Origin of the sequence: Pseudomonas retamae, from assembly GCF_043496865.1 — a bacterium.
GTDB lineage: Bacteria > Pseudomonadota > Gammaproteobacteria > Pseudomonadales > Pseudomonadaceae > Aquipseudomonas > Aquipseudomonas retamae.
Genome location: NZ_JBIEIL010000005.1, coordinates 302,717 through 323,787 on the forward strand (window position 1 = coordinate 302,717; position 21,071 = coordinate 323,787).

Annotated in this window: 19 protein-coding genes; 3 read left to right on the forward strand and 16 right to left on the reverse strand. The window is 59.3% G+C overall.

All coding sequences use genetic code 11. The features are described from left to right. Nucleotides 1–384: 384 nt before the first annotated feature. Nucleotides 385–1,119, reverse strand: a complete 735-nt coding sequence (locus ACGSLL_RS13180) for a LexA family transcriptional regulator (RefSeq protein WP_394506500.1) — start codon at nt 1,117–1,119, stop codon at nt 385–387. Between the two features lie 209 nt (nt 1,120–1,328). Here ACGSLL_RS13180 and mutS point away from each other — a divergent pair, with 209 nt between their 5' ends. Together mutS and fdxA are read left to right on the forward strand one after the other, a co-directional pair. Further along, nucleotides 1,329–3,911, forward strand: a complete 2,583-nt coding sequence (gene mutS, locus ACGSLL_RS13185) for a DNA mismatch repair protein MutS (protein WP_394506416.1) — start codon at nt 1,329–1,331, stop codon at nt 3,909–3,911. Between the two features lie 163 nt (nt 3,912–4,074). Next, entirely contained in the window at nt 4,075–4,398 is a 324-nt protein-coding gene (fdxA, locus tag ACGSLL_RS13190; RefSeq protein WP_394506418.1) for a ferredoxin FdxA, read from the forward strand. Between the two features lie 491 nt (nt 4,399–4,889). Here the strand turns inward: fdxA and rpoS are convergent, their stop codons facing one another. The 8 genes from rpoS to ACGSLL_RS13230 all read right to left on the reverse strand — a co-directional run bounded on the left by rpoS (nt 4,890) and on the right by ACGSLL_RS13230 (nt 12,130). Continuing rightward, a complete protein-coding gene (gene rpoS / locus ACGSLL_RS13195; RefSeq protein ID WP_090282024.1) occupies nt 4,890–5,897 on the reverse strand; it encodes an RNA polymerase sigma factor RpoS in 1,008 nt (335 codons plus the stop codon). 106 nt (nt 5,898–6,003) lie between these two features. Then, the gene (locus ACGSLL_RS13200) at nt 6,004–6,873 is read right to left on the reverse strand and encodes a peptidoglycan DD-metalloendopeptidase family protein (protein ID WP_394506421.1); all 870 of its coding nucleotides are present in this window, start codon (nt 6,871–6,873) and stop codon (nt 6,004–6,006) included. A gap of 212 nt (nt 6,874–7,085) precedes the next feature. After that, nucleotides 7,086–7,721: a protein-L-isoaspartate(D-aspartate) O-methyltransferase gene (locus tag ACGSLL_RS13205; RefSeq protein ID WP_394506502.1), complete on the reverse strand. Its 636-nt coding sequence runs from the start codon at nt 7,719–7,721 to the stop codon at nt 7,086–7,088. A gap of 41 nt (nt 7,722–7,762) precedes the next feature. Further along, nucleotides 7,763–8,512 carry a 5'/3'-nucleotidase SurE gene (gene surE, locus ACGSLL_RS13210; RefSeq protein WP_394506423.1) on the reverse strand — a complete coding sequence of 250 codons (750 nt, stop codon included), beginning with the start codon at nt 8,510–8,512 and terminating at the stop codon, nt 7,763–7,765. Then, the gene (gene truD / locus ACGSLL_RS13215; protein WP_394506425.1) at nt 8,500–9,558 is read right to left on the reverse strand and encodes a tRNA pseudouridine(13) synthase TruD; all 1,059 of its coding nucleotides are present in this window, start codon (nt 9,556–9,558) and stop codon (nt 8,500–8,502) included. Before truD ends, surE begins: the two co-directional genes overlap by 13 nt. Then, nucleotides 9,555–10,028, reverse strand: a complete 474-nt coding sequence (gene ispF / locus ACGSLL_RS13220; RefSeq protein ID WP_020795989.1) for a 2-C-methyl-D-erythritol 2,4-cyclodiphosphate synthase — start codon at nt 10,026–10,028, stop codon at nt 9,555–9,557. The genes truD and ispF overlap by 4 nt, the downstream gene beginning before the upstream one ends. 54 nt (nt 10,029–10,082) lie before the next feature. Further along, entirely contained in the window at nt 10,083–10,928 is an 846-nt protein-coding gene (gene fghA, locus ACGSLL_RS13225; protein ID WP_394506428.1) for an S-formylglutathione hydrolase, read from the reverse strand. An 89-nt stretch (nt 10,929–11,017) separates the two neighbouring features. Next, nucleotides 11,018–12,130 (reverse strand): S-(hydroxymethyl)glutathione dehydrogenase/class III alcohol dehydrogenase, encoded by a 1,113-nt coding sequence (locus tag ACGSLL_RS13230; RefSeq protein ID WP_394506430.1) that lies wholly within the window; start codon nt 12,128–12,130, stop codon nt 11,018–11,020. A 117-nt stretch (nt 12,131–12,247) separates the two neighbouring features. Here ACGSLL_RS13230 and ACGSLL_RS13235 point away from each other — a divergent pair, with 117 nt between their 5' ends. Then, nucleotides 12,248–13,144, forward strand: coding sequence for a LysR substrate-binding domain-containing protein (locus ACGSLL_RS13235; RefSeq protein ID WP_394506432.1), 897 nt, complete (start codon nt 12,248–12,250; stop codon nt 13,142–13,144). A 132-nt stretch (nt 13,145–13,276) separates the two neighbouring features. Here ACGSLL_RS13235 and ispD read toward each other — a convergent pair whose 3' ends face one another. The 7 genes from ispD to ACGSLL_RS13270 all read right to left on the reverse strand — a co-directional run bounded on the left by ispD (nt 13,277) and on the right by ACGSLL_RS13270 (nt 21,041). Further along, a complete protein-coding gene (ispD, locus tag ACGSLL_RS13240; RefSeq protein ID WP_394506434.1) occupies nt 13,277–13,984 on the reverse strand; it encodes a 2-C-methyl-D-erythritol 4-phosphate cytidylyltransferase in 708 nt (235 codons plus the stop codon). Beyond that, nucleotides 13,981–14,259 carry a cell division protein FtsB gene (gene ftsB / locus ACGSLL_RS13245; RefSeq protein ID WP_007964293.1) on the reverse strand — a complete coding sequence of 93 codons (279 nt, stop codon included), beginning with the start codon at nt 14,257–14,259 and terminating at the stop codon, nt 13,981–13,983. Before ftsB ends, ispD begins: the two co-directional genes overlap by 4 nt. A gap of 171 nt (nt 14,260–14,430) precedes the next feature. Continuing rightward, a complete protein-coding gene (gene eno, locus ACGSLL_RS13250) occupies nt 14,431–15,720 on the reverse strand; it encodes a phosphopyruvate hydratase (protein ID WP_394506436.1) in 1,290 nt (429 codons plus the stop codon). A 156-nt stretch (nt 15,721–15,876) separates the two neighbouring features. After that, nucleotides 15,877–16,722, reverse strand: a complete 846-nt coding sequence (gene kdsA / locus ACGSLL_RS13255) for a 3-deoxy-8-phosphooctulonate synthase (RefSeq protein WP_394506438.1) — start codon at nt 16,720–16,722, stop codon at nt 15,877–15,879. 5 nt (nt 16,723–16,727) lie between these two features. After that, a complete protein-coding gene (locus ACGSLL_RS13260; protein WP_394506440.1) occupies nt 16,728–18,359 on the reverse strand; it encodes a CTP synthase in 1,632 nt (543 codons plus the stop codon). 274 nt (nt 18,360–18,633) lie between these two features. Next, nucleotides 18,634–19,962: a tRNA lysidine(34) synthetase TilS gene (tilS, locus tag ACGSLL_RS13265; RefSeq protein ID WP_394506442.1), complete on the reverse strand. Its 1,329-nt coding sequence runs from the start codon at nt 19,960–19,962 to the stop codon at nt 18,634–18,636. Nucleotides 19,963–20,093: 131 nt separating this feature from the next. Further along, nucleotides 20,094–21,041 (reverse strand): acetyl-CoA carboxylase carboxyltransferase subunit alpha, encoded by a 948-nt coding sequence (locus tag ACGSLL_RS13270; protein WP_038357918.1) that lies wholly within the window; start codon nt 21,039–21,041, stop codon nt 20,094–20,096. Between the last annotated feature and the right edge of the window lie 30 nt (nt 21,042–21,071).

Below are 21,071 nucleotides of genomic sequence, written 5' to 3' on the forward strand. Positions count from 1 at the left end.
ATGAAGGGAGCTGACTTTTCGGCGCTACTGGCGCGGTACGAGTCCATTCAGATTGTTTTTCCGACCGCGGTCCCTGCCCGCCGGATAACTGCTTCTGGTGCTTTACGCTGCACACCCGGGTCAGTTGCCAACCCTCTGAACCGTTGAGGCCGGTTCATCGCTGCCTGTTCTTGTGGAACTAAAGAGCTTGTCTTGCCAGCCGCTTTGTCGAGCGGCTTGGTGGCAAGAATATGCATGGATGCATATACAGTCAATGCGTAAATGCATTTATTTATGCACTAGAAATGCGCGAATGCATGAAAGCCCCGCGATCAAAGGGTTTGGCGGTTTCGTCCAGGCGAAAAAAAACCCGCCGAGGGGCGGGTTTCTTTCAAAGTGGTTGGCTTATCGGGCGTACATGCCCCACCAGAAGACATGGCCGAGGATGACGATCTGCTCTTCCTGGATTTCCTGGAAGCTGTAGTCCTCGTCCGGGTGCTCATCGCGATTGAAGCTGCGCAGACGGATGCCGGTCGGCAAACGGTAAAGCTGTTTCACTCGCAACTGGCCGTTGTGGTTGATCGCATAGAGGTCGCCATCGATGATGTCGCCAATGCCGCACTTGCCCGCATTCACACCGACGGTGGCGCCATCGCGCAGCACCGGCAACATGCTGTTGCCGCGTACCGTCACGCATTTGGCCTGGTCGAATTGCACACCGTTATGGCGCAGGCTGCGCTTGCCAAAGCGCAGGCTAGAGCGTTCGCTCTCTTCGATGACGAATCTTCCTGATCCAGCAGCCAATTCAACCTCGCGAAGAAAGGGCACCGACACCTCGTCGTCATCGACAGGAGTATCGTCGTCCCACAGGCTTATGTCCTTGAGTTCCGCATGCACGTCATCACGCCCGCCGCCAGCCGTCGCTGCGACGTCCGCGCGCCCGCGCAGTTGATCGGTGCTCACGGCGAAGTATTCGGCGATTTTCGAAATATGTTTATCCGAAGGATCGACGATCTTCCCGCTGAGAATCCGCGAGAGAGTGGATTGAGGCACGCCGGTGCGACGGTGGAGCTCCGTGGGGGAGATCCCGTGCTGATCGAGCAGTGCTCTTAAGACGGAGGCTACGTTGCGTTTTTGCATAATGCGCATAATGCTTGAAGTTTTTTGCGAAGACAAATGCTGTTTTGCATAAAAGATGCATAAACAACATTTCGATGAACAAACCCGCCAATCGACCGCGGTGCCTGCGTCCGATTGAGCGCCCATGGTAACCTTGCGTCCATCGCGAAAACGCCCGGCCGATGCCGCGCTGTTGCCCTACATCTTTTAACGAGTTGCCTGACAATCCGATGAATAAAGCCGTCTCCGACCTGTCCTCCCACACTCCGATGATGCAGCAGTACTGGCGCCTGAAGAATCAGCACCCGGATCAGCTGATGTTCTACCGCATGGGCGACTTCTACGAGATCTTCTATGAGGACGCGAAGAAGGCGGCCAAGCTGCTCGACATCACCCTGACGGCACGCGGGCAATCGGCGGGCCAAGCGATTCCGATGTGCGGCATTCCTTATCACGCCGCGGAAGGTTATCTGGCGAAGCTGGTCAAGCTCGGCGAGTCGGTGGTGATTTGTGAACAGGTCGGCGACCCGGCTACCAGCAAAGGCCCGGTCGAGCGTCAGGTGGTGCGGATCATTACGCCGGGGACGGTCAGTGACGAAGCGTTGCTCGATGAGCGCCGCGACAATCTCATCGCGGCGGTACTGGGTGACGAGCGTCTGTTCGGTCTGGCGGTGCTGGATATCACCAGCGGCAATTTCACCGTGCTGGAGATCAAGGGCTGGGAAAACCTGCTGGCGGAACTGGAGCGGGTCAATCCGGTTGAGCTGCTGATTCCCGATGACTGGCCGAAAGACCTGCCGGCGGAAAAACGCCGTGGCGTGCGCCGTCGTGCGCCTTGGGATTTCGAGCGCGACTCGGCGTTGAAAAGCCTTTGCCAGCAGTTTTCCACCCAGGATTTGAAGGGCTTTGGTTGCGAGAACCTGACCCTGGCCATCGGCGCCGCAGGCTGCCTTTTGGCGTACGCCAAGGAAACCCAGCGCACCGCCCTGCCCCACCTGCGCAGCCTGCGCCACGAACGCCTGGATGACACCGTGGTACTCGACGGTGCGAGCCGACGCAATCTGGAACTCGATACCAACCTCGCCGGCGGTCGCGACAACACCCTGCAGTCGGTGGTCGATCGCTGCCAGACAGCCATGGGCAGCCGTTTGCTGACCCGCTGGCTGAACCGCCCGCTGCGCGATCTCGGCGTATTGCTGGCGCGTCAGACCTCGATCACTTGCCTGCTTGATCGCTATCGCTTTGAAAAGCTGCAACCGCAGCTCAAGGAAATCGGCGACATCGAGCGTATTCTGGCGCGGATCGGCCTGCGCAATGCGCGCCCGCGTGACCTTGCGCGTCTGCGCGACGCGCTCGGTGCGCTGCCGGAACTGCAAGTGGCGATGACTGATCTGGAAGCGCCGCACCTGCAAACTCTGGCGACCATCACCAGTACTTACCCGGAACTGGCAGCATTGCTCGAAAAAGCGATTATCGATAACCCGCCCGCGGTAATCCGCGATGGCGGTGTGTTGAAAACCGGTTACGACAGTGAACTGGACGAGTTGCAATCGCTGAGCGAAAACGCCGGTCAGTTTCTGATTGATCTTGAAGCCCGGGAGAAGGCCCGCACCGGTCTGGCCAATCTGAAAGTCGGTTACAACCGCATTCACGGCTATTTCATCGAATTGCCAAGCAAGCAGGCCGAGTCGGCGCCGGCCGACTACATCCGCCGCCAGACCTTGAAAGGCGCCGAGCGCTTCATTACTCCTGAGCTGAAGGAGTTCGAAGACAAGGCACTCTCCGCCAAGAGCCGTGCGTTGGCGCGCGAAAAGATGCTTTACGAAGCCCTGCTCGAAGACCTGATCAGCCAGTTGCCACCACTGCAGGACACCGCCGGCGCGCTGGCCGAACTGGACGTGCTGAGCAATCTCGCCGAGCGCGCATTGAATCTTGACCTGAACTGCCCGCGCTTCGTCAGCGAGCCGTGCATGCGCATTACTCAGGGCCGCCACCCGGTGGTCGAGCAAGTGCTGACCACGCCGTTCGTGGCCAACGATCTGAGCCTGGATGACAACACGCGCATGCTGGTGATCACCGGCCCGAACATGGGCGGTAAATCCACCTACATGCGCCAGACTGCGCTGATCGTACTGCTGGCGCATATCGGCAGCTTCGTGCCGGCGGCCAGTTGCGAACTGTCGCTGGTCGACCGCATCTTCACCCGCATCGGCTCCAGCGATGACCTCGCCGGTGGTCGTTCGACCTTCATGGTCGAGATGAGTGAAACCGCCAACATCCTGCACAACGCCACCGAACGCAGTCTGGTATTGATGGACGAAGTCGGTCGCGGCACGAGTACCTTCGATGGCCTGTCGCTGGCGTGGGCTGCGGCTGAACGCCTGGCGCACCTGCGCGCTTATACGCTGTTTGCTACGCACTATTTTGAACTGACCGTGCTGCCGGAGGCCGAACCGTTGGTGGCCAACGTGCATCTCAATGCCACCGAGCACAACGAGCGCATCGTGTTCCTGCACCATGTGCTACCCGGGCCTGCCAGCCAGAGTTACGGTCTGGCCGTAGCGCAACTGGCCGGCGTGCCGAGCGAAGTGATCGTGCGTGCCCGTGAGCATCTGAGTCGTCTGGAAGACACCGCGCTGCCCCATGAGGCGCCGAAGCCGGCCGCCAAAGGGAAGCCGGCGGCACCCCAGCAAAGCGATATGTTCGCCAGCCTGCCGCACCCGGTGCTGGATGAACTGGCGAAAGTCGACCTGGACGACATGACCCCGCGCCGCGCGCTCGAAATGCTCTATGCACTGAAGAACCGGATATAAGCACTGAAGAAGCGGATATAACGCAAATCGCTTCAAGCTGTTAGAATCTCGCGCGGTTCGGGATGCTGCTGGCTCATAGCCTGGCCAGCAGGTATCGCTCTCGAACCTGGCGACCCCAACCGTGAAGGGGCAACGCTGCCGCCGCCTGAGGAGAAAATTAGAAATGACCTTCGTCGTCACCGACAACTGCATCAAGTGCAAGTACACCGACTGCGTAGAAGTGTGTCCGGTGGACTGCTTTTACGAAGGCCCGAACTTCCTGGTGATTCACCCGGACGAGTGCATCGACTGCGCACTGTGCGAACCAGAATGCCCTGCTGTGGCCATCTACTCGGAGGATGAAATCCCTGACGGCATGGAAAACTTCATTCAGCTGAACGTTGAGCTGGCTGAAATCTGGCCAAATATCACCGAGAAGAAAGAATCGTTGCCTGACGCTGAAGAGTGGGACGGCAAGCCAAACAAGATCGAACTCCTCGAACGCTGATCTGCCCCGCGCTCGAAAGAAAAGGCCCTCGCGGGCCTTTTTGTTTTTCTACAGGCAAAAAAAGGGGCGGTATGACCCGCCCACATTTTTTCCCTATTCCCTGTATTCCTTTTCATCGTCCTGATGAATCACGTCCTGCGATGTCCGTTCCCCTCCTCCTTGAAGGGCGTGTCTGTCCGTCGACACAATTCAGATACTAATGATTTTCCAGGACGGGACAATCAGCCTTGAGCGCTAGAAACTACTGTCATGCGCTTTTAATATTCTTGAATATACCTATTTATCAATGCATTACACCCCATCAACAAGCGAAATAGCCGTCCGCCACACTGTAAAAATATCGAACACTTACGAAACAGTAAGCAATGGCTTACAGAGCGAGACTACATCTCGGTCACCCAGCCCTCGTGCATTACGGTCCAGCGCATGTTCTGCAGGCAACAAAAAGCCCCGAACCAGTCGGGGCTTTTTGCGGGCGATCTTGCAGACGCTTATTGAAACAGCGACTCGCTCGACAGACCATTCTTCTCAAGGATCTCACGCAGGCGTTTCAGGCCTTCCACCTGGATCTGCCGCACCCGTTCCCGGGTCAGACCGATCTCCAGGCCGACATCTTCCAGCGTACTGCTTTCATGACCGCGCAGGCCGAAGCGACGAACTACCACTTCGCGCTGCTTGTCGGTCAGCTCCGACAGCCACTGATCGATGCTCTGCGACAGGTCGTCGTCCTGCAGCAGTTCGCACGGATCGGTTGGACGATCGTCAGTGAGGGTGTCCAGCAGGGTTTTATCCGAATCCGGACCCAGCGAGACGTCGACCGAAGAAACCCGCTCGTTCAGGCCGAGCATGCGCTTGACCTCGCCCACCGGTTTTTCCAGCAGGTTGGCGATTTCTTCGGGTGAAGGTTCGTGGTCGAGTTTTTGCGTCAGCTCCCGTGCAGCCCGCAGGTACACGTTGAGCTCCTTGACCACATGAATCGGCAGCCGGATGGTCCGGGTCTGATTCATGATCGCCCGTTCGATGGTCTGACGAATCCACCAGGTTGCGTAGGTCGAGAAGCGGAAGCCGCGCTCGGGATCGAACTTTTCCACCGCCCGGATCAGCCCGAGGTTGCCCTCTTCGATCAGATCCAGCAGCGACAGCCCCCGATTGACGTAACGCCGGGCGATCTTGACCACCAGCCGCAGGTTACTTTCGATCATGCGCTTGCGCCCGGCGGGATCGCCACTTTGCGACAAACGCGCGAAATGAACTTCTTCTTCCGGGGAGAGCAGAGGGGAAAAGCCGATTTCGTTGAGATACAGCTGCGTGGCATCAAGTGCACGCGTGTAATCGATGTACTTATGTTGTTTGAGTGTAGCGGAGTGTTTGGATCTGGAACGAACGGAAGGTGGAGCAGCCCCTTCATCATTCGACATCGAATCCGAATCGATGCCGGTCTCCATAAGGAGAACCTCATCGTCGATGTCAAACTCCGGCACTTCTTTACTGAGAGCCATTGTTATAGTCCTTTGGTGAGTTCGACCCCAAGCTCAAGCGACGCCTTTATCCTTGGCAACGCTGGAGCCTGTCCCCTCTACGCGACGGAACAGGCTGGCTTACAAATCAACGTCTGGGCAGGAACTGCAGTGGATCTACAGGTTTACCTTGGCGGCGAATCTCAAAATGCAGTTTCACCCGGTCTGTACCCGTTGACCCCATTTCGGCAATTGTCTGTCCGACCTTGACCTGCTGCCCCTCCCGAACCAACAGCCTGCGGTTATGTCCGTAGGCACTGACGTAGGTTTCGCTGTGTTTGATGATGACTAATTCGCCGTAGCCCCTTAAGCCACTCCCGGCGTAAACCACCGTCCCATCAGACGCAGCTAAAACAGGCTGTCCCAAATCTCCGGCGATATCAATTCCTTTATTCAAACTACCGTTTGAAGAGAATTTTCCAATCAGAACGCCATTAGATGGCCATCCCCAGCCGGTCGGGGCTGGGCCGGCCGGCGGCAGTGGCGCCGCTGCCGGCTTGCTCGCGACGGACGGTGCAACGCCAGTAGATCCGCGGGTTGTAGTGGTCGTGGTGCCATTTGCCTGGCGTCGGATTACTGTGGTTTTGCTCGACGAGGAAGGCGAAGAACTGCTGGTGCTGACCACCGCGGTCGGCGTTGAACCGCTACGGCCGTCGAAGCGAATCGTCTGACCCGGATGGATCGTATACGGCGTAGGAATATTGTTCCGGGCAGCGAGGGTTTTGTAGTCCCAACCGTAGCGAAAGGCGATCGAAAACAAGGTATCGCCAGGACGGACTACATACTGCCCGGTCGTCACGGTAGGACGTTGCGCAACAGCGTTATTGCGATCGACCACCCGGACATTGCTCGATTTGGTGCTGGAGCAACCGACCAGCAAAGTACTCAAGACAAGGCCAGTCACCAGGCGCTGAAAGCTCGTGTTACCCATACGCTGCGCTATGACTGTGAGACTCACCCGCCGCTCCTTTGTGGTGGCTGAAAAATGTACAGGTGCCGCGTTCCGGCCCAGATTGTCGCAAGTATAACGGGCCGGATCGGCTTTACCCTTAATGAAGCGAAATCGCCGCACGCACACGTTTGCCAATGGCCAACTCGCTGCGTTTAATTCTTCGCTGCCGGTGTAGGACACAGGCGAACGAAAGGAATTCAGCACGTTTTTATAAATGCTCAGGCGAGTGGCCCGTTGAGCAATGGCACGAAACGTACGGCACCGAGAATGTGCCGCGAAAACCCGTTTTCCTCGCGCACGATCAGCATCAGTTGCTGTACCTCGCCCGAGCCCACCGGGATCACCATGCGCCCGCCCGGCGCCAGTTGATCGAGCAACGCTTGCGGTACGTCGGTGGCCACGGCGGTGACGATAATGCCGTTATAAGGTGCCAGTGCCGGCCAGCCCTCCCAACCATCACCCCAGCGAAACACTACGTTGCGCAGGTTCAATTCGACCAGTCGCTCCTTGGCGCGATCCTGCAGGACCTTGATGCGTTCGACCGAAAATACGCGCTCGACCAGTTGCGACAAGACTGCGGTCTGGTAACCGGAACCGGTGCCGATCTCGAGCACTTTATCCAGAGGGCCCGCCTCCAGCAGCAGCTCGCTCATGCGCGCCACCATATAAGGCTGGGAAATCGTTTGGTTGTTGCCAATCGGCAGCGCCGTGTCTTCGTAGGCGCGATGGGCCAGCGCTTCGTCGACGAACAGGTGACGCGGTGTCCGGCGAATGACTTCGAGCACCTTGGCGTTCGACACGCCTTCTTCATACAGACGCTGGATCAGCCGCTCGCGGGTGCGCTGGGAAGTCATGCCGATGCCGCTGCGCAGTCGGTCTTCGTGTTCGCGGGCCATCAGCTCAGCCCTCCCAGCCAGCCATCGAGACTTCTGAACGCATCGTTGAAGGTGCGATCGAGCTGCAACGGGGTGATGGACACGTAGCCCTGCATCACCGCATGAAAATCAGTCCCCGGACCGCCATCCTCGGCATCACCGGCCGCAGCGATCCAGTAACCGGCCTTGCCGCGCGGATCGACCACTTTCATCGGCGCGGCCGCGCGGGCACGGTGGCCGAGTCGGGTTAGCTGAATGCCACGAATATGGTCAAGAGGCAGATTGGGAATGTTCACGTTGAGTACCGTACGCGGCGGCAGATCCAGGCTCGCATGGGCCTCGACCAGTTTGCGCGCGAAGTGGGCCGCTGTCGGCAAATTATCCACCTGGCGTGAAACCAGCGAAAAGGCGAACGATGGACGCTCGAGAAAACGCCCTTCGAGGGCTGCGGCCACAGTTCCGGAATACAGCACGTCATCGCCCAGATTAGCGCCGAGGTTGATCCCGGACACCACCATGTCCGCCTCGCGCTCCAGCAAGCCGTTAAGGCCCAGGTGCACGCAGTCGGTCGGTGTACCGTTGAGGCTGATGAAGCCGTTGGTCAGGTATTGCGGGTGCAGTGGACGGTCGAGCGTCAGCGAACTGCTGGCGCCGCTTTTGTCCTGCTCAGGGGCGATAACCACGCACTCGGTGTAATCCGCCAGCGCAGCATAAAGCGCGGCGAGACCGGGTGCAGTTACCCCATCGTCGTTAGAAATCAGAATACGCATGGGCTGTCCGTCTGCCCCACCGGCACCAGATCAACGAGTTCGCGCACCAAAACGGTGGCGAAGCATCCGGCCGGGAGGACGAATTCCAGTTGCAGAATGTCAGGCTGGGGATAATGCCACGTCAACCCGCCAATGGGCAGCCGCAGGATGCGCCGTTCGTGGCTCATTCCGGCATTGACCAGCCAATCGCGCAGCTCGGCTTCAGCGCCAGCGATCCCCTGCTCCAGTTCATGGACAGCCCCCGACGCCGGGGAGTCACCTTCGCCCCACTGCGGCCCGGTCGGGTGCAAGTCGAGAATCGCCAGGCGCGGGTCGCTGCACTCCGCTTCACCGGCAGGGAAGAAACTGCGACTGTCGGTGAAAGCGAGCAGATCGCCGACCTGGGCCTTCTGCCAGGTGCCGTCTGCCACCCGCGCTGCAAGCACCTTGTTAAAAAGAAAACTGCGCGCTGTCGACAGCAGCCGTGAACGCACGTTGCGCTGCTCCGGCAATGCCTTGCGCGCCGCCCAGCCACGGGCATCGAGGACATTGCCGCCGTCATGGCCGAACCGCTGGGCACCGAAATAATTGGGGATGCCCTGTTGGGCAATCCGTTGCAGACGTTCTTCCAGCGCAGCCTTGTCGCCGGCAAACTGGGTCAGCCGCAACGTGAAACCGTTCGCAGAGTGCGCACCCCGTTGCAGCTTGCGCTTGTGCCGGGTGGTCTTGAGGATTTTCAGTGTGTCGTTTTCCGCCGCCGACAGATCCGGATCGGCCTTGCCTGGCAATTGCACGCTGAACCACTGACGGGTCAGCGCCTGACGATCCTTGAGGCCGGCATAACTGACGGTGCGCAACGGCACGCCCGCCGCCTTGGCAATCCGCCGCGCCGCTTCTTCGGTATTGAGGCCGCGCTTCTCCACCCAGATCCACAGGTGCTCGCCGTCGCCGCTGAACGGGATATCGAGCACTTCATCGACTTGGAAATCTTCCGCGATGGCTTTCAGGACCGCCGTGCCGAGGGGTTCGCCATAGGCGCGCGGGCCGAGCAATTGCAGGTCGTTCATGCGCGCAACAACAAGGCAACGGAATGCACGGCGATGCCTTCTTCGCGACCGACAAAGCCAAGCTTTTCGGTGGTGGTAGCTTTGACGTTCACTTGATCGAGCTCAACTTGAAGATCCGCGGCGATCAGCGCGCGCATCGATTCGATATGCGGAGCCATTTTCGGCGCCTGAGCGACGATGGTGTTGTCGACGTTGCCGACTTTCCAGCCCTTGGCGTGGATCAACGCAACCACATGACGCAGCAGCGCACGGCTGTCGGCGCCCTTGAATTGCGGGTCGGTGTCAGGGAAGTGTTTGCCTATGTCGCCAAGCGCCGCGGCGCCAAGCAAGGCATCACTCAAGGCGTGCAGCAGGACGTCACCGTCGGAATGAGCGAGCAGCCCGAAGCCGTGTGCGATGCGCACGCCGCCCAGAGTAATGAAATCGCCTTCAGCGAAACGGTGCACATCGTAGCCGTGGCCAATACGCATAAAAAAAACGCCCCGATTTTTGTCAGGGCGTGATTCTACCTGCTTTGTCGAACATTAGGCGCCTAGAGCGCGTGCGTGATGCTGCAAGTGGTCGTCTATAAAGCTTGAGATGAAGAAATAGCTATGGTCGTAGCCCGGTTGCAGGCGCAACTCCAGCGGATGCCCCGCTTGTTTTGCCGCGTGTTGCAGGGCTTCGGGCTTAAGCTGCGTGGCGAGGAAATCATCGCGATCGCCCTGATCGACCAGCAGCGGCAGCTTTTCCTTCGCATCGGCCAGCAGTGCGCAGGCGTCCCATTCTTTCCACTTCGAACGGTCTTCTCCCAGATAGTTGGTAAAAGCCTTCTGCCCCCACGGGCAATCCATCGGGTTGTTGATCGGCGAAAAGGCTGACACCGATTGATAACGCCCCGGATTGCGCAACGCGCAGATCAACGCGCCGTGGCCGCCCATGGAGTGGCCACTGATGCTGCGTTTGTCCGAGGCCGGGAAATGCGCCTCAACCAGCGCAGGCAACTCCTGCACAACGTAGTCATGCATCCGATAGTGCCGCGCCCAGGGTTGCTGCGTGGCATTCAGATAAAAACCGGCGCCGAGACCGAAGTCCCAGGCCTTGTCCGCATCGTCCGGCACATCCGGGCCGCGCGGACTGGTGTCAGGCGCGACGATAATCAGACCGAGTTCGGCGGCCATGCGCATGGCGCCGGCCTTTTGCATGAAGTTTTCATCGGTACAGGTCAGACCCGAGAGCCAGTACAGCACCGGCAATCTACCGCCCTGCTCCGCCTGCGGCGGCAGATAGACAGCAAACACCATGTCGCAATCGAGCACTTCGGAGCGATGGCGATAGCGCTTGTGCCAGCCACCGAAACTCTTCTGACAGGAGATATTTTCCAGATTCATAGCTATCTCAGCCACAAGCTGCAAGCTTCAAGCTGCAAGAGGTCGTTGAGCCTTCTTGCAGCTTATGGCTTGTAGCTTGTCGCTGCTCCTTAGAAATGGATGACGGTACGGATGCTCTTGCCTTCGTGCATCAGATCGAAAGCCTTGTTGATATCTTCCAGGCCCATGGTGTGGGTGATGAAAGTATCCAGCGGGATCTCACCGCTCTGGGCCATATCGACGTAGCTCGGCAACTCACTACGACCCCGCACGCCGCCGAATGCCGAACCGCGCCAGACGCGGCCGGTCACCAGCTGGAACGGCCGGGTAGCGATTTCCTGGCCGGCACCGGCGACGCCGATGATCACCGACTCGCCCCAACCTTTGTGGCAGCACTCAAGCGCGGCGCGCATCAATTGCACGTTGCCGATGCACTCGAAGGAGAAGTCGACGCCGCCATCGGTCATGTCGACGATGACTTCCTGGATCGGACGATCGAAGTCTTTCGGGTTGACGCAATCGGTGGCACCGAGCTGTTTGGCGATTTCGAACTTGGCCGGGTTGATGTCGATGGCGATGATGCGCGCAGCCTTGGCTTTTACCGCGCCGATGACTGCCGACAGACCGATGCCGCCCAGACCGAAAATGGCCACGGTGTCACCCGGTTTGACCTTGGCGGTGTTGATTACCGCGCCGATACCGGTGGTAACGCCGCAGCCCAGCAGGCAGACCTTCTCCAGCGGCGCATCCTTGGAGATCTTCGCCACAGAGATTTCCGGAAGTACGGTGTATTCCGAGAAGGTCGACGTGCCCATGTAATGGAAAATCGTTTCGCCCTTGTAGGAAAAACGCGAAGTCCCGTCCGGCATCAAGCCTTTGCCCTGAGTGGCGCGAATGGCCTGACACAGGTTGGTCTTGCCCGACTTGCAGAATTTGCACTGGCCGCATTCCGGGGTGTACAGCGGAATGACGTGATCGCCGACCGCAACCGAGGTCACTCCCTCGCCGATGGCTTCAACGATGGCGCCACCTTCGTGGCCGAGAATCGACGGAAAGATCCCTTCCGGGTCAGCGCCGGACAAGGTGTAAGCGTCGGTGTGGCAAACCCCGGAAGCCACCACGCGCAGCAACACTTCACCGGCCTTCGGCATGGCGACATCGACTTCTACGATTTCCAGCGGCTTCTTGGCCTCGAAGGCAACGGCGGCGCGCGACTTGATCATGCTGACTCTCCAGTGAATCCATTGAATAAAAAACCAGACAGGCAGTGTAGTTCAGCGCCGCTTGATGAATAATCCGAGCGAAAGCAAAACATTATTGCCATACAGGGATAATCTCCAATGCTGGAAAACCGCTGGGAAGGCATTGACGAGTTTGTCGCCGTGGCCGAATGCAGCCAGTTCACCGCCGCCGCCGAACGTCTCGGGGTTTCGTCTTCACATATCAGTCGACAGATCGCACGTCTGGAAGAACGCTTGCAGACGCGCCTGCTCTATCGCAGCACGCGCCGCGTCACCTTGACCGAAGCCGGGCAGACTTTTCTGCAGCATTGCCAGCGCTTGCAGGACGGTCGCGAAGAGGCTTTACGCGCAGTTGGCGATCTGGCCAGCGAACCGAAAGGCATGTTGCGCATGACCTGCGCCGTGGCGTATGGCGAACGTTTTATCGTGCCGCTGGTGACGCGCTTCATGGGTTTGTATCCGCAGTTGCGCGTTGATATCGAGCTGAGCAATCGTCAACTCGACCTGGTCCATGAAGGTCTGGACCTGGCGATTCGCCTCGGCCGTCTGCAGGATTCGCGATTGGTCGCTACACGGCTGGCGCCCCGGCGCATGTACTTGTGCGCGTCACCGTCCTACCTTGAACGGTATGGTCGCCCACACAGCTTGTCGGAATTGAGCCGGCACAATTGCCTGATCGGTAGTTCGGATATCTGGCAGCTTGAGCAGAACGGCCGGGAATTTTCCCAGCGCGTGCAGGGCAACTGGCGTTGCAACAGTGGCCAGGCGGTACTGGATGCGGCGTTGCAGGGCGTGGGGTTGTGTCAGTTGCCGGATTATTACGTGCTGGAGCATTTGCACAGCGGCGCGCTGATTTCCTTGCTGGAGGCGCATCAGCCGCCGAATACGGCGGTGTGGGCGCTGTATCCGCAGCAGCGACATTTGTCGCCGAAGGTGCGCAAGTTGGTGGATTTTCTTAAGGAGGGGTTGGCTGAGCGGCCGGAGTACAGAAGCTGAGTGATGGGTTGTTCGTGTGGCCGGTTTCGCTAGCAGGCTAGCTCCCACAGGGGGAATGCATTTACCAGGCGAACGCGGTCAACTGTGGGAGCGAGCCTGCTCGCGAAGGCGATCTTATACGCGCCACAACAATCAGCGGCGGTTAGCCCAGCGCTGGCGCAACCACTCCAGATCTTCCGGTCGAGTGACCTTGAGGTTATCCGCCCGCCCCTCAATCAGACGCGGCTTCAATCCAGCCCACTCCATGGCGGAGGCTTCGTCAGTAATCAGCGCATCCGCCACCAGACTGTCGGCCAATGCCCGATGCAACGCACCCAGGCGAAACATCTGCGGCGTGTAGGCCTGCCAGATCACGCTGCGATCGACGGTTTCAACCACGCGCCCGGACTTGTCGACGCGTTTGAGCGTGTCGCGCGCCGGCACCGCAAGCAAACCGCCAACCGGATCATCCGCCAGTTCAGCCAACAACTTGTCGAGATCGTCGCGACTCAGATTGGGCCGTGCCGCATCGTGCACCAGCACCCAGTCCTCATCATCGGCGCCCTGCGCATGCAAATACAGCAACGCATTGAGCACCGAGGCGGAACGCTCGGCACCGCCGTCGACGCGCTGAATGCACGGATCGCTGACGCACGCCAGGTTCGGCCAGTAAGGATCATCAACCGCAAGACTGACCACCAGCCCCTTGAGGCTCGGGTGATCGAGGAAACAGCCGAGGCTGTGTTCGAGAATTGTGCGCCCGCCCAGTTGCAGGTATTGCTTGGGACGGTCCGCGGCCATTCGGGCACCGACGCCCGCGGCAGGAATCACGGCCCAGAAGGCCGGCAAGGAATTGATCATTGGGCCAGCTGGTAAAGTGTTTCACCGTCCTTGACCATGCCCAGTTCGTGACGAGCCCGCTCTTCAACGGTCTCCATGCCTTTCTTCAACTCGCTGACTTCAGCGTCCATTACGCGATTGCGCTCCAGCAAACCTTCGTTCTCGGCATGTTGGTCAGCAATCTGCTGCTTCAGCTCGGCGACCTGCGCCAGACTGCCGTTGCCCACCCACAGGCGGTACTGCAGACCGGCCAGCAGCAAGAGCAAAACGAGAAACAACCAGTAAGGACTGCGCATCGAATATCAGGTATCCAGTGAAAAAAGACCGCCACGCGAAAACTTCAAGCATCTGATAGCACGAAGCCTGGAAAGATCCAGGCTTGTGCTTTCAAGGCATCAGATTAGTGGCAAATCCATCGCTGTCACGACTTTTTCGACACAATCCGGTGTCCTTCCATCAGTTTGTACTCAGCCGCGGAACTCGCTGCGGCCGTTGTACTTGGCCTTGCCGTTCAACTGCTCTTCGATACGCAGCAGTTGGTTGTACTTCGATACGCGGTCGGAACGGCACAGCGAACCGGTCTTGATCTGGCCAGCCGAGGTGCCCACGGCCAGGTCGGCAATGGTCGAATCTTCGGTTTCGCCGGAACGGTGCGAGATTACGGCGGTGTAACCGGCAGCCTTGGCCATCTGGATGGCTTCCAGGGTTTCGGTCAGGGTGCCGATCTGGTTGAACTTGATCAGGATCGAGTTGGCGATCTTTTTATCGATGCCTTCCTTGAGGATCTTGGTGTTGGTCACGAACAGGTCGTCGCCCACCAGTTGAGTCTTCTCGCCGATCTTGTCGGTGAGAATCTTCCAGCCAGCCCAGTCGGACTCGTCCAGACCGTCTTCGATCGAGATGATCGGATAACGCTCGGTCAGGCCTTTGAGGTAGTCGGCGAAACCTTCAGCGGTGAACACCTGACCTTCGCCGGACAGGTTGTACTTGCCGTCTTCGTAGAACTCGCTCGCTGCGCAGTCCAGGGCCAGAGTCACGTCGGTGCCCAGCTTGTAACCGGCATTGGCCACGGCTTCGGAGATCACTTTCAGCGCGTCTTCGTTGGACGCCAGGTTCGGTGCGAAACCGCCTTCGTCGCCCACCGCAGTGCTCAGGCCACGGGCCTTCAGCACAGCTTTCAAGTGATGGAAAATCTCGGTGCCCATGCGCAGACCTTCCGAGAACGACTTGGCGCCGACCGGCTGCACCATGAATTCCTGGATGTCGACGTTGTTATCGGCGTGCTCGCCACCGTTGATGATGTTCATCATTGGCACCGGCATCGAGTAAACACCCGGGGTGCCGTTGAGGTTGGCGATGTGTGCGTACAGCGGCAGGTCCTGATCCTGTGCAGCCGCCTTGGCCGCAGCCAGGGATACCGCGAGGATGGCGTTGGCGCCCAGGGTTGCCTTGTTTTCGGTACCGTCGAGCTTGATCATCGCGTGGTCAAGGGCTTTCTGGTCGCTTGGGTCGCTGCCCAGCAGCAGATCGCGGATCGGACCATTGATGTTGGCTACTGCCTTGAGCACGCCCTTGCCCAGGTAACGGCTCTTGTCGCCATCACGCAGCTCGAGTGCTTCACGCGAGCCAGTGGATGCACCGGACGGCGCGCAGGCGCTGCCGATGATGCCGTTGTCAAGAAGCACGTCCGCTTCCACGGTGGGATTGCCACGGGAGTCGAGAACTTCACGACCTTTGATGTCGACGATTTTTGCCATTGTTGTAAACACTCCAAAGTTGACGAAAACGACGCAGCTAGAGGAAATCTTCAATCGTCGGCAAGCGAAGTACAGCGGGCAGACTTGCAGACGACAACGCTCATGCCCGAGGGCATGAGCGACAAATCGTGCGGTACTTTACCGGAGAAATGAGGATTACGCGGTTTCTACCGTCGGAAAACTCTTCACCAGTTCGTCCAAAGCTTTGAGCTGGGCCAGAAATGGCTCCAGTTTGTCCAGACGCAAGGCGCAAGGGCCGTCGCATTTGGCGTTGTCCGGATCCGGGTGGGCTTCAAGGAACAGACCCGCCAGCGACTGACTCATGCCGGCCTTGGCCAGATCGGTGACCTGAGCGCGGCGACCGCCGGCGGAGTCGGAACGACCGCCAGGCATTTGCAACGAATGGGTCACGTCGAAGAATACCGGGTATTCGAACTGCTTCATGATGCCGAAGCCGAGCATGTCGACCACGAGGTTGTTGTAGCCGAAGCTCGAACCACGCTCGCAGAGAATCAGTTGATCGTTACCCGCTTCCACGCACTTGTTCAGGATGTGTTTCATTTCCTGAGGCGCGAGGAACTGGGCTTTCTTGATGTTGATCACGGCGTTGGTTTTGGCCATCGCGACAACCAGATCGGTCTGGCGCGACAGGAAGGCCGGCAGCTGAATGATGTCGCAGACCTCAGCGACGACCGCGGCCTGATCCGGTTCGTGAACGTCGGTGATGATCGGCACGCCAAAGGCTTGCTTGATGTCCTGGAAGATGCGCATGCCCTCTTCCAGGCCTGGGCCGCGATACGAAGTCACAGAAGACCGGTTGGCCTTGTCGAAGCTGGCCTTGAACACGTAAGGGATACCGAGTTTTTCACTGACCTTCACATACTCTTCGCAAACCTGCATGGCCATGTCACGGCTTTCCAGCACGTTCATGCCGCCGAACAGCACCATGGGTTTGTCGTTGGCAATCTCGATGTCGCCGACGCGGATGATCTTCTGTGCCATCGGGGTTACGCCTTCTTCTGGTGTTGAGCCAACGCGGCCTTGACGAAACCGCTGAACAGCGGGTGGCCATCGCGTGGTGTCGAGGTGAACTCAGGGTGGAACTGGCAAGCGACGAACCATGGATGGTCGGCCGCTTCAACCACTTCAACCAGCGCCGCATCAGCAGAACGACCGGAAATTTTCAGGCCGGCTTCGATCAGTTGTGGCAGCAGGTTGTTGTTCACTTCGTAACGGTGACGGTGACGCTCGACGATCACGTCCTTGCCGTAGCAATCGTGGACCTTGGAGCCCGATTCGAGCAGGCAGTCCTGAGCGCCTAGACGCATGGTGCCGCCCAGATCGGACGCTTCGGTACGCACTTCAACGGCGCCGGTCGCGTCTTCCCACTCGGTGATCAGACCGACAACCGGGTGGCCGCTGGCGCGGTCAAACTCGGTGGAGTTGGCGTCTTTCCAGCCCATCACGTTACGGGCGAATTCAATTACCGCCACTTGCATGCCGAGGCAGATGCCGAGGTAAGGCACCTTGTTTTCGCGAGCGTATTGAACGGCAGTGATCTTGCCTTCCACGCCGCGCAGACCGAAGCCGCCCGGTACGAGGATCGCGTCGACACCTTCGAGCAGCGCAGTGCCCTGGTTTTCGATGTCTTCGGAATCGATGTAACGCAGGTTGACCTTGGTGCGGTTGCTGATGCCGGCATGGCTCATCGCTTCGATCAGCGACTTGTAGGCATCGAGCAGTTCCATGTATTTGCCGACCATGGCGATGGTCACTTCATGTTCCGGGTTCAGCTTGGCATCGACCACCGCGTCCCACTCGGACAGATCGGCGCTGCCGCATTGCAGACCGAAACGCTCGACGACGAAATCGTCCAGACCCTGCGAGTGCAGGATGCCCGGGATCTTGTAGATGGTGTCGGCGTCTTCCAGGGCGATCACCGCACGTTCTTCAACGTTGGTGAACTGCGCGATCTTGCGACGGGACGAGATGTCGATCGGGTGATCGGAACGGCACACCAGCACGTCTGGCTGCAGACCGATCGAACGCAGTTCCTTGACGGAGTGCTGGGTTGGCTTGGTCTTGGTTTCGCCGGCAGTGGCGATGTACGGCACCAGCGTCAGGTGCATCAGCATCGCGCGCTTGGCACCGACTTCGAAACGCAACTGGCGGATCGCTTCGAGGAACGGTTGCGACTCGATGTCGCCCACAGTGCCGCCGATTTCGACCATCGCCACGTCAGCGTCACCGGCACCCTTGATGATGCGGCGCTTGATTTCGTCGGTGATGTGCGGGATCACCTGGATAGTTGCACCCAGGTAGTCACCACGGCGCTCTTTGCGCAGCACGTGCTCGTAGACACGGCCGGTGGTGAAGTTGTTGTTCTGGGTCATGGTCGTGCGGATGAACCGCTCGTAGTGACCCAGGTCCAGGTCGGTCTCGGCGCCGTCGTGGGTGACGAACACTTCACCGTGCTGGAACGGGCTCATGGTGCCTGGATCGACGTTGATGTACGGATCCAGCTTCAGCATGGTGACCTTAAGCCCCCGCGCCTCCAGGATAGCCGCCAATGAAGCCGAGGCAATGCCTTTCCCCAATGAAGAAACAACACCGCCCGTGACGAATATGTAGCGCGTCATGAAAAACCCTAGAAGTCTGCGTTAAAGCGGAACGAGCCGCCGGGGAAAGCGAAGGAAGGCCGAAGCCCCCGATCACCTGCATTAATCACAGTGCACCTTTCAAAAAAACCGCCGCGTTGGGACAGACCGGCAGGTGAAACACCGGTACGTTGCTCGCTACACATTTTTTGGAATCGCCCAGCAAAGACTGCTTGGTAATCGGCAACTCCTGCAATTCAGGCGAATCCACAGAAGTTGTATCAAGAAGGGAGCGTAGTCTACCGGAATGCTCCTTTCAGCTCAAACCTTGATCTTCACCGCTTGGCTGCCAATGCAATTTCCAGCCACCCTGCGCCGGGCCGTCGAGCCCCGGCAGGTTCGCCACGGCGAGCAAATCATTGCCGCGAAACAGCAGCGGCAATCTGCCACGGAGAAAACCCGGCACGGCACGCTCGTTGAGCAAGCGCTTGAGATCACGATGGCCGCGCTCGGCGATCTGCATGACCTCCCCGCCCTGACGATAAGCGATGCGCAACGGCCCGGAAGGCGCCGGTCCGCTGAACATCACGCTGCCGTTATCGGCCAAGCGTAGCGTCATGGACGGGGTCTGCCAGTCGGCGCCGATCGCTGGCGCGCGCAGCCATTCGCCGCTCAGCCACCAGACCCGTCCGGCACTGCGGTGCAGTTCGCCATCGGCCAGACGCCAGATGGGTGTGGCGTCGACAGGGGCCTCGCACAGATCGCTCCAACCCGACCAATGGTCGGCGTCGGGCAAGCGTGTCAGCGGTTCGAGCCAATGGCTGAGCGCATTGCGCTGACGTGCCGCAGACTGCGCGGCCAGCGGTGCCAGTTCCAGCGACGGCAGTGCCAGCCATGCAAAATCATGCGCAGTGCCAGCTTGCGCCAGATCCATCTGCGCCAGCTCATCGAGCAAACCCTGCGCCTCACGCAGGTGCGCAGCGCTGCGGGCCATGCTTGCCTGCGCCTGCGGCCAGCGCGCGGTCAGCGCCGGCACGACTTGATGGCGCAGATAATTGCGTGAGAAATGCTGATCCTGATTCGACGGATCTTCGATCCAGGTCAGTTCATGGGCCTTGGCGTACGCCTCCAGCTCGGCCCGCGCAACCTCCAGCAATGGACGAACCAGCATGCCCCGCCCTACCGGGCGTTGCGCAGGAATGCCTGACAAACCGCGGACTCCGGCACCGCGCATCAACCGGAACAGCAGGGTTTCCGCCTGATCGTCACGATGTTGCCCTGTCAGCAGCACGTCATTGGCCTGCGTCAGTGCATTGAACACCGCGTACCGCGCCTCCCGCGCCGCGCGCTCCAGGCTCGCGCCCGGCTGCACCTTCACCCGTTCGATGATCAACGGCACGCCCAGCGCATCGCACACCGCCTGACAATGTTGCGGCCATGCATCGGCAGCAACCTGAAGGCCGTGATGGATATGGATGGCGCTGAGCGCAGGCAGGGATTGGGACTTTGCGAGTTGAGCGAGCAGATGCAGGAGGACGGTGGAATCGAGGCCGCCGGAGAAAGCGATGCGCCAATGAGCGGCGTCGCGCCAGGGCTTGAGGTTCAGCAATAGCCAAGATGGCAAATCAGTGGGGGACTGGCCCATTTCTGCACCTTTGCCTAAAACCCTGTGGGAACGAGCCTGCTCGCGAATGCGGCTTAACATTCAACAGATTCGTCGACTGTCATACCGCTTTCGCGAGCAGGCTCGCTCCCACAGGAATACTGCGCGTTCGATTAGAGACCGTAGCTCATCAGTCGGTCATAACGGCGCTTCAACAGCGCTTCGTTATCGAACTTCTTCAGCATCGCCAGTTGCGAGCTCAGCTCGGCACGGATCGACGCAGCGGCAGCAGCCGGGTCACGGTGCGCGCCGCCCAGCGGCTCGCCGATCACCTTGTCGACGATGCCCAGGCCTTTCAGACGCTCGGCGGTGATGCCCATGGCTTCAGCAGCATCCGGTGCTTTCTCGGCTGTCTTCCACAGGATCGATGCGCAACCTTCTGGCGAGATCACCGCGTAGGTCGAGTACTGCAGCATGTTCAGTTGATCGCAGACGCCGATCGCCAGTGCGCCACCGGAACCACCTTCACCGATGACGGTGGCGATGATCGGGGTTTTCAGGCGCGACATCACGCGCAGGTTCCAGGCAATAGCTTCGCTCTGGTTGCGCTCTTCGGCGTCGATACCCGGGTAGGCACCCGGGGTGTCGATGAAGGTCAGGATCGGCATCTTGAAGCGTTCGGCCATTTCCATCAGACGGCAGGCCTTGCGATAGCCTTCCGGACGCGGCATGCCGAAGTTGCGGCGAACCTTCTCGCGCACTTCACGGCCCTTCTGGTGGCCGATGATCATCACCGGCTGGTCTTCCAGACGGGCGATACCGCCGACAATCGCGGCGTCGTCGGAGAAGTGACGGTCGCCGTGCAACTCGTCGAACTCGGTGAAGATGTGCTCGATGTAATCGAGGGTATACGGGCGTTTCGGGTGACGCGCCAGGCGTGCGATCTGCCAGCTGGTCAGCTTGCCGAAGATGTCTTCGGTGAGCGTTTTGCTCTTGTCCTGCAGGCGGGAGATCTCATCGCCGATATTCAGCGAATTGTCATTACCGACCAAGCGCAACTCTTCGATCTTGGCTTGCAGGTCGGCGATCGGCTGTTCGAAATCTAGAAAATTCGGGTTCATAGGCGTCCGTCTTGGGTCGTGTCCCAAATG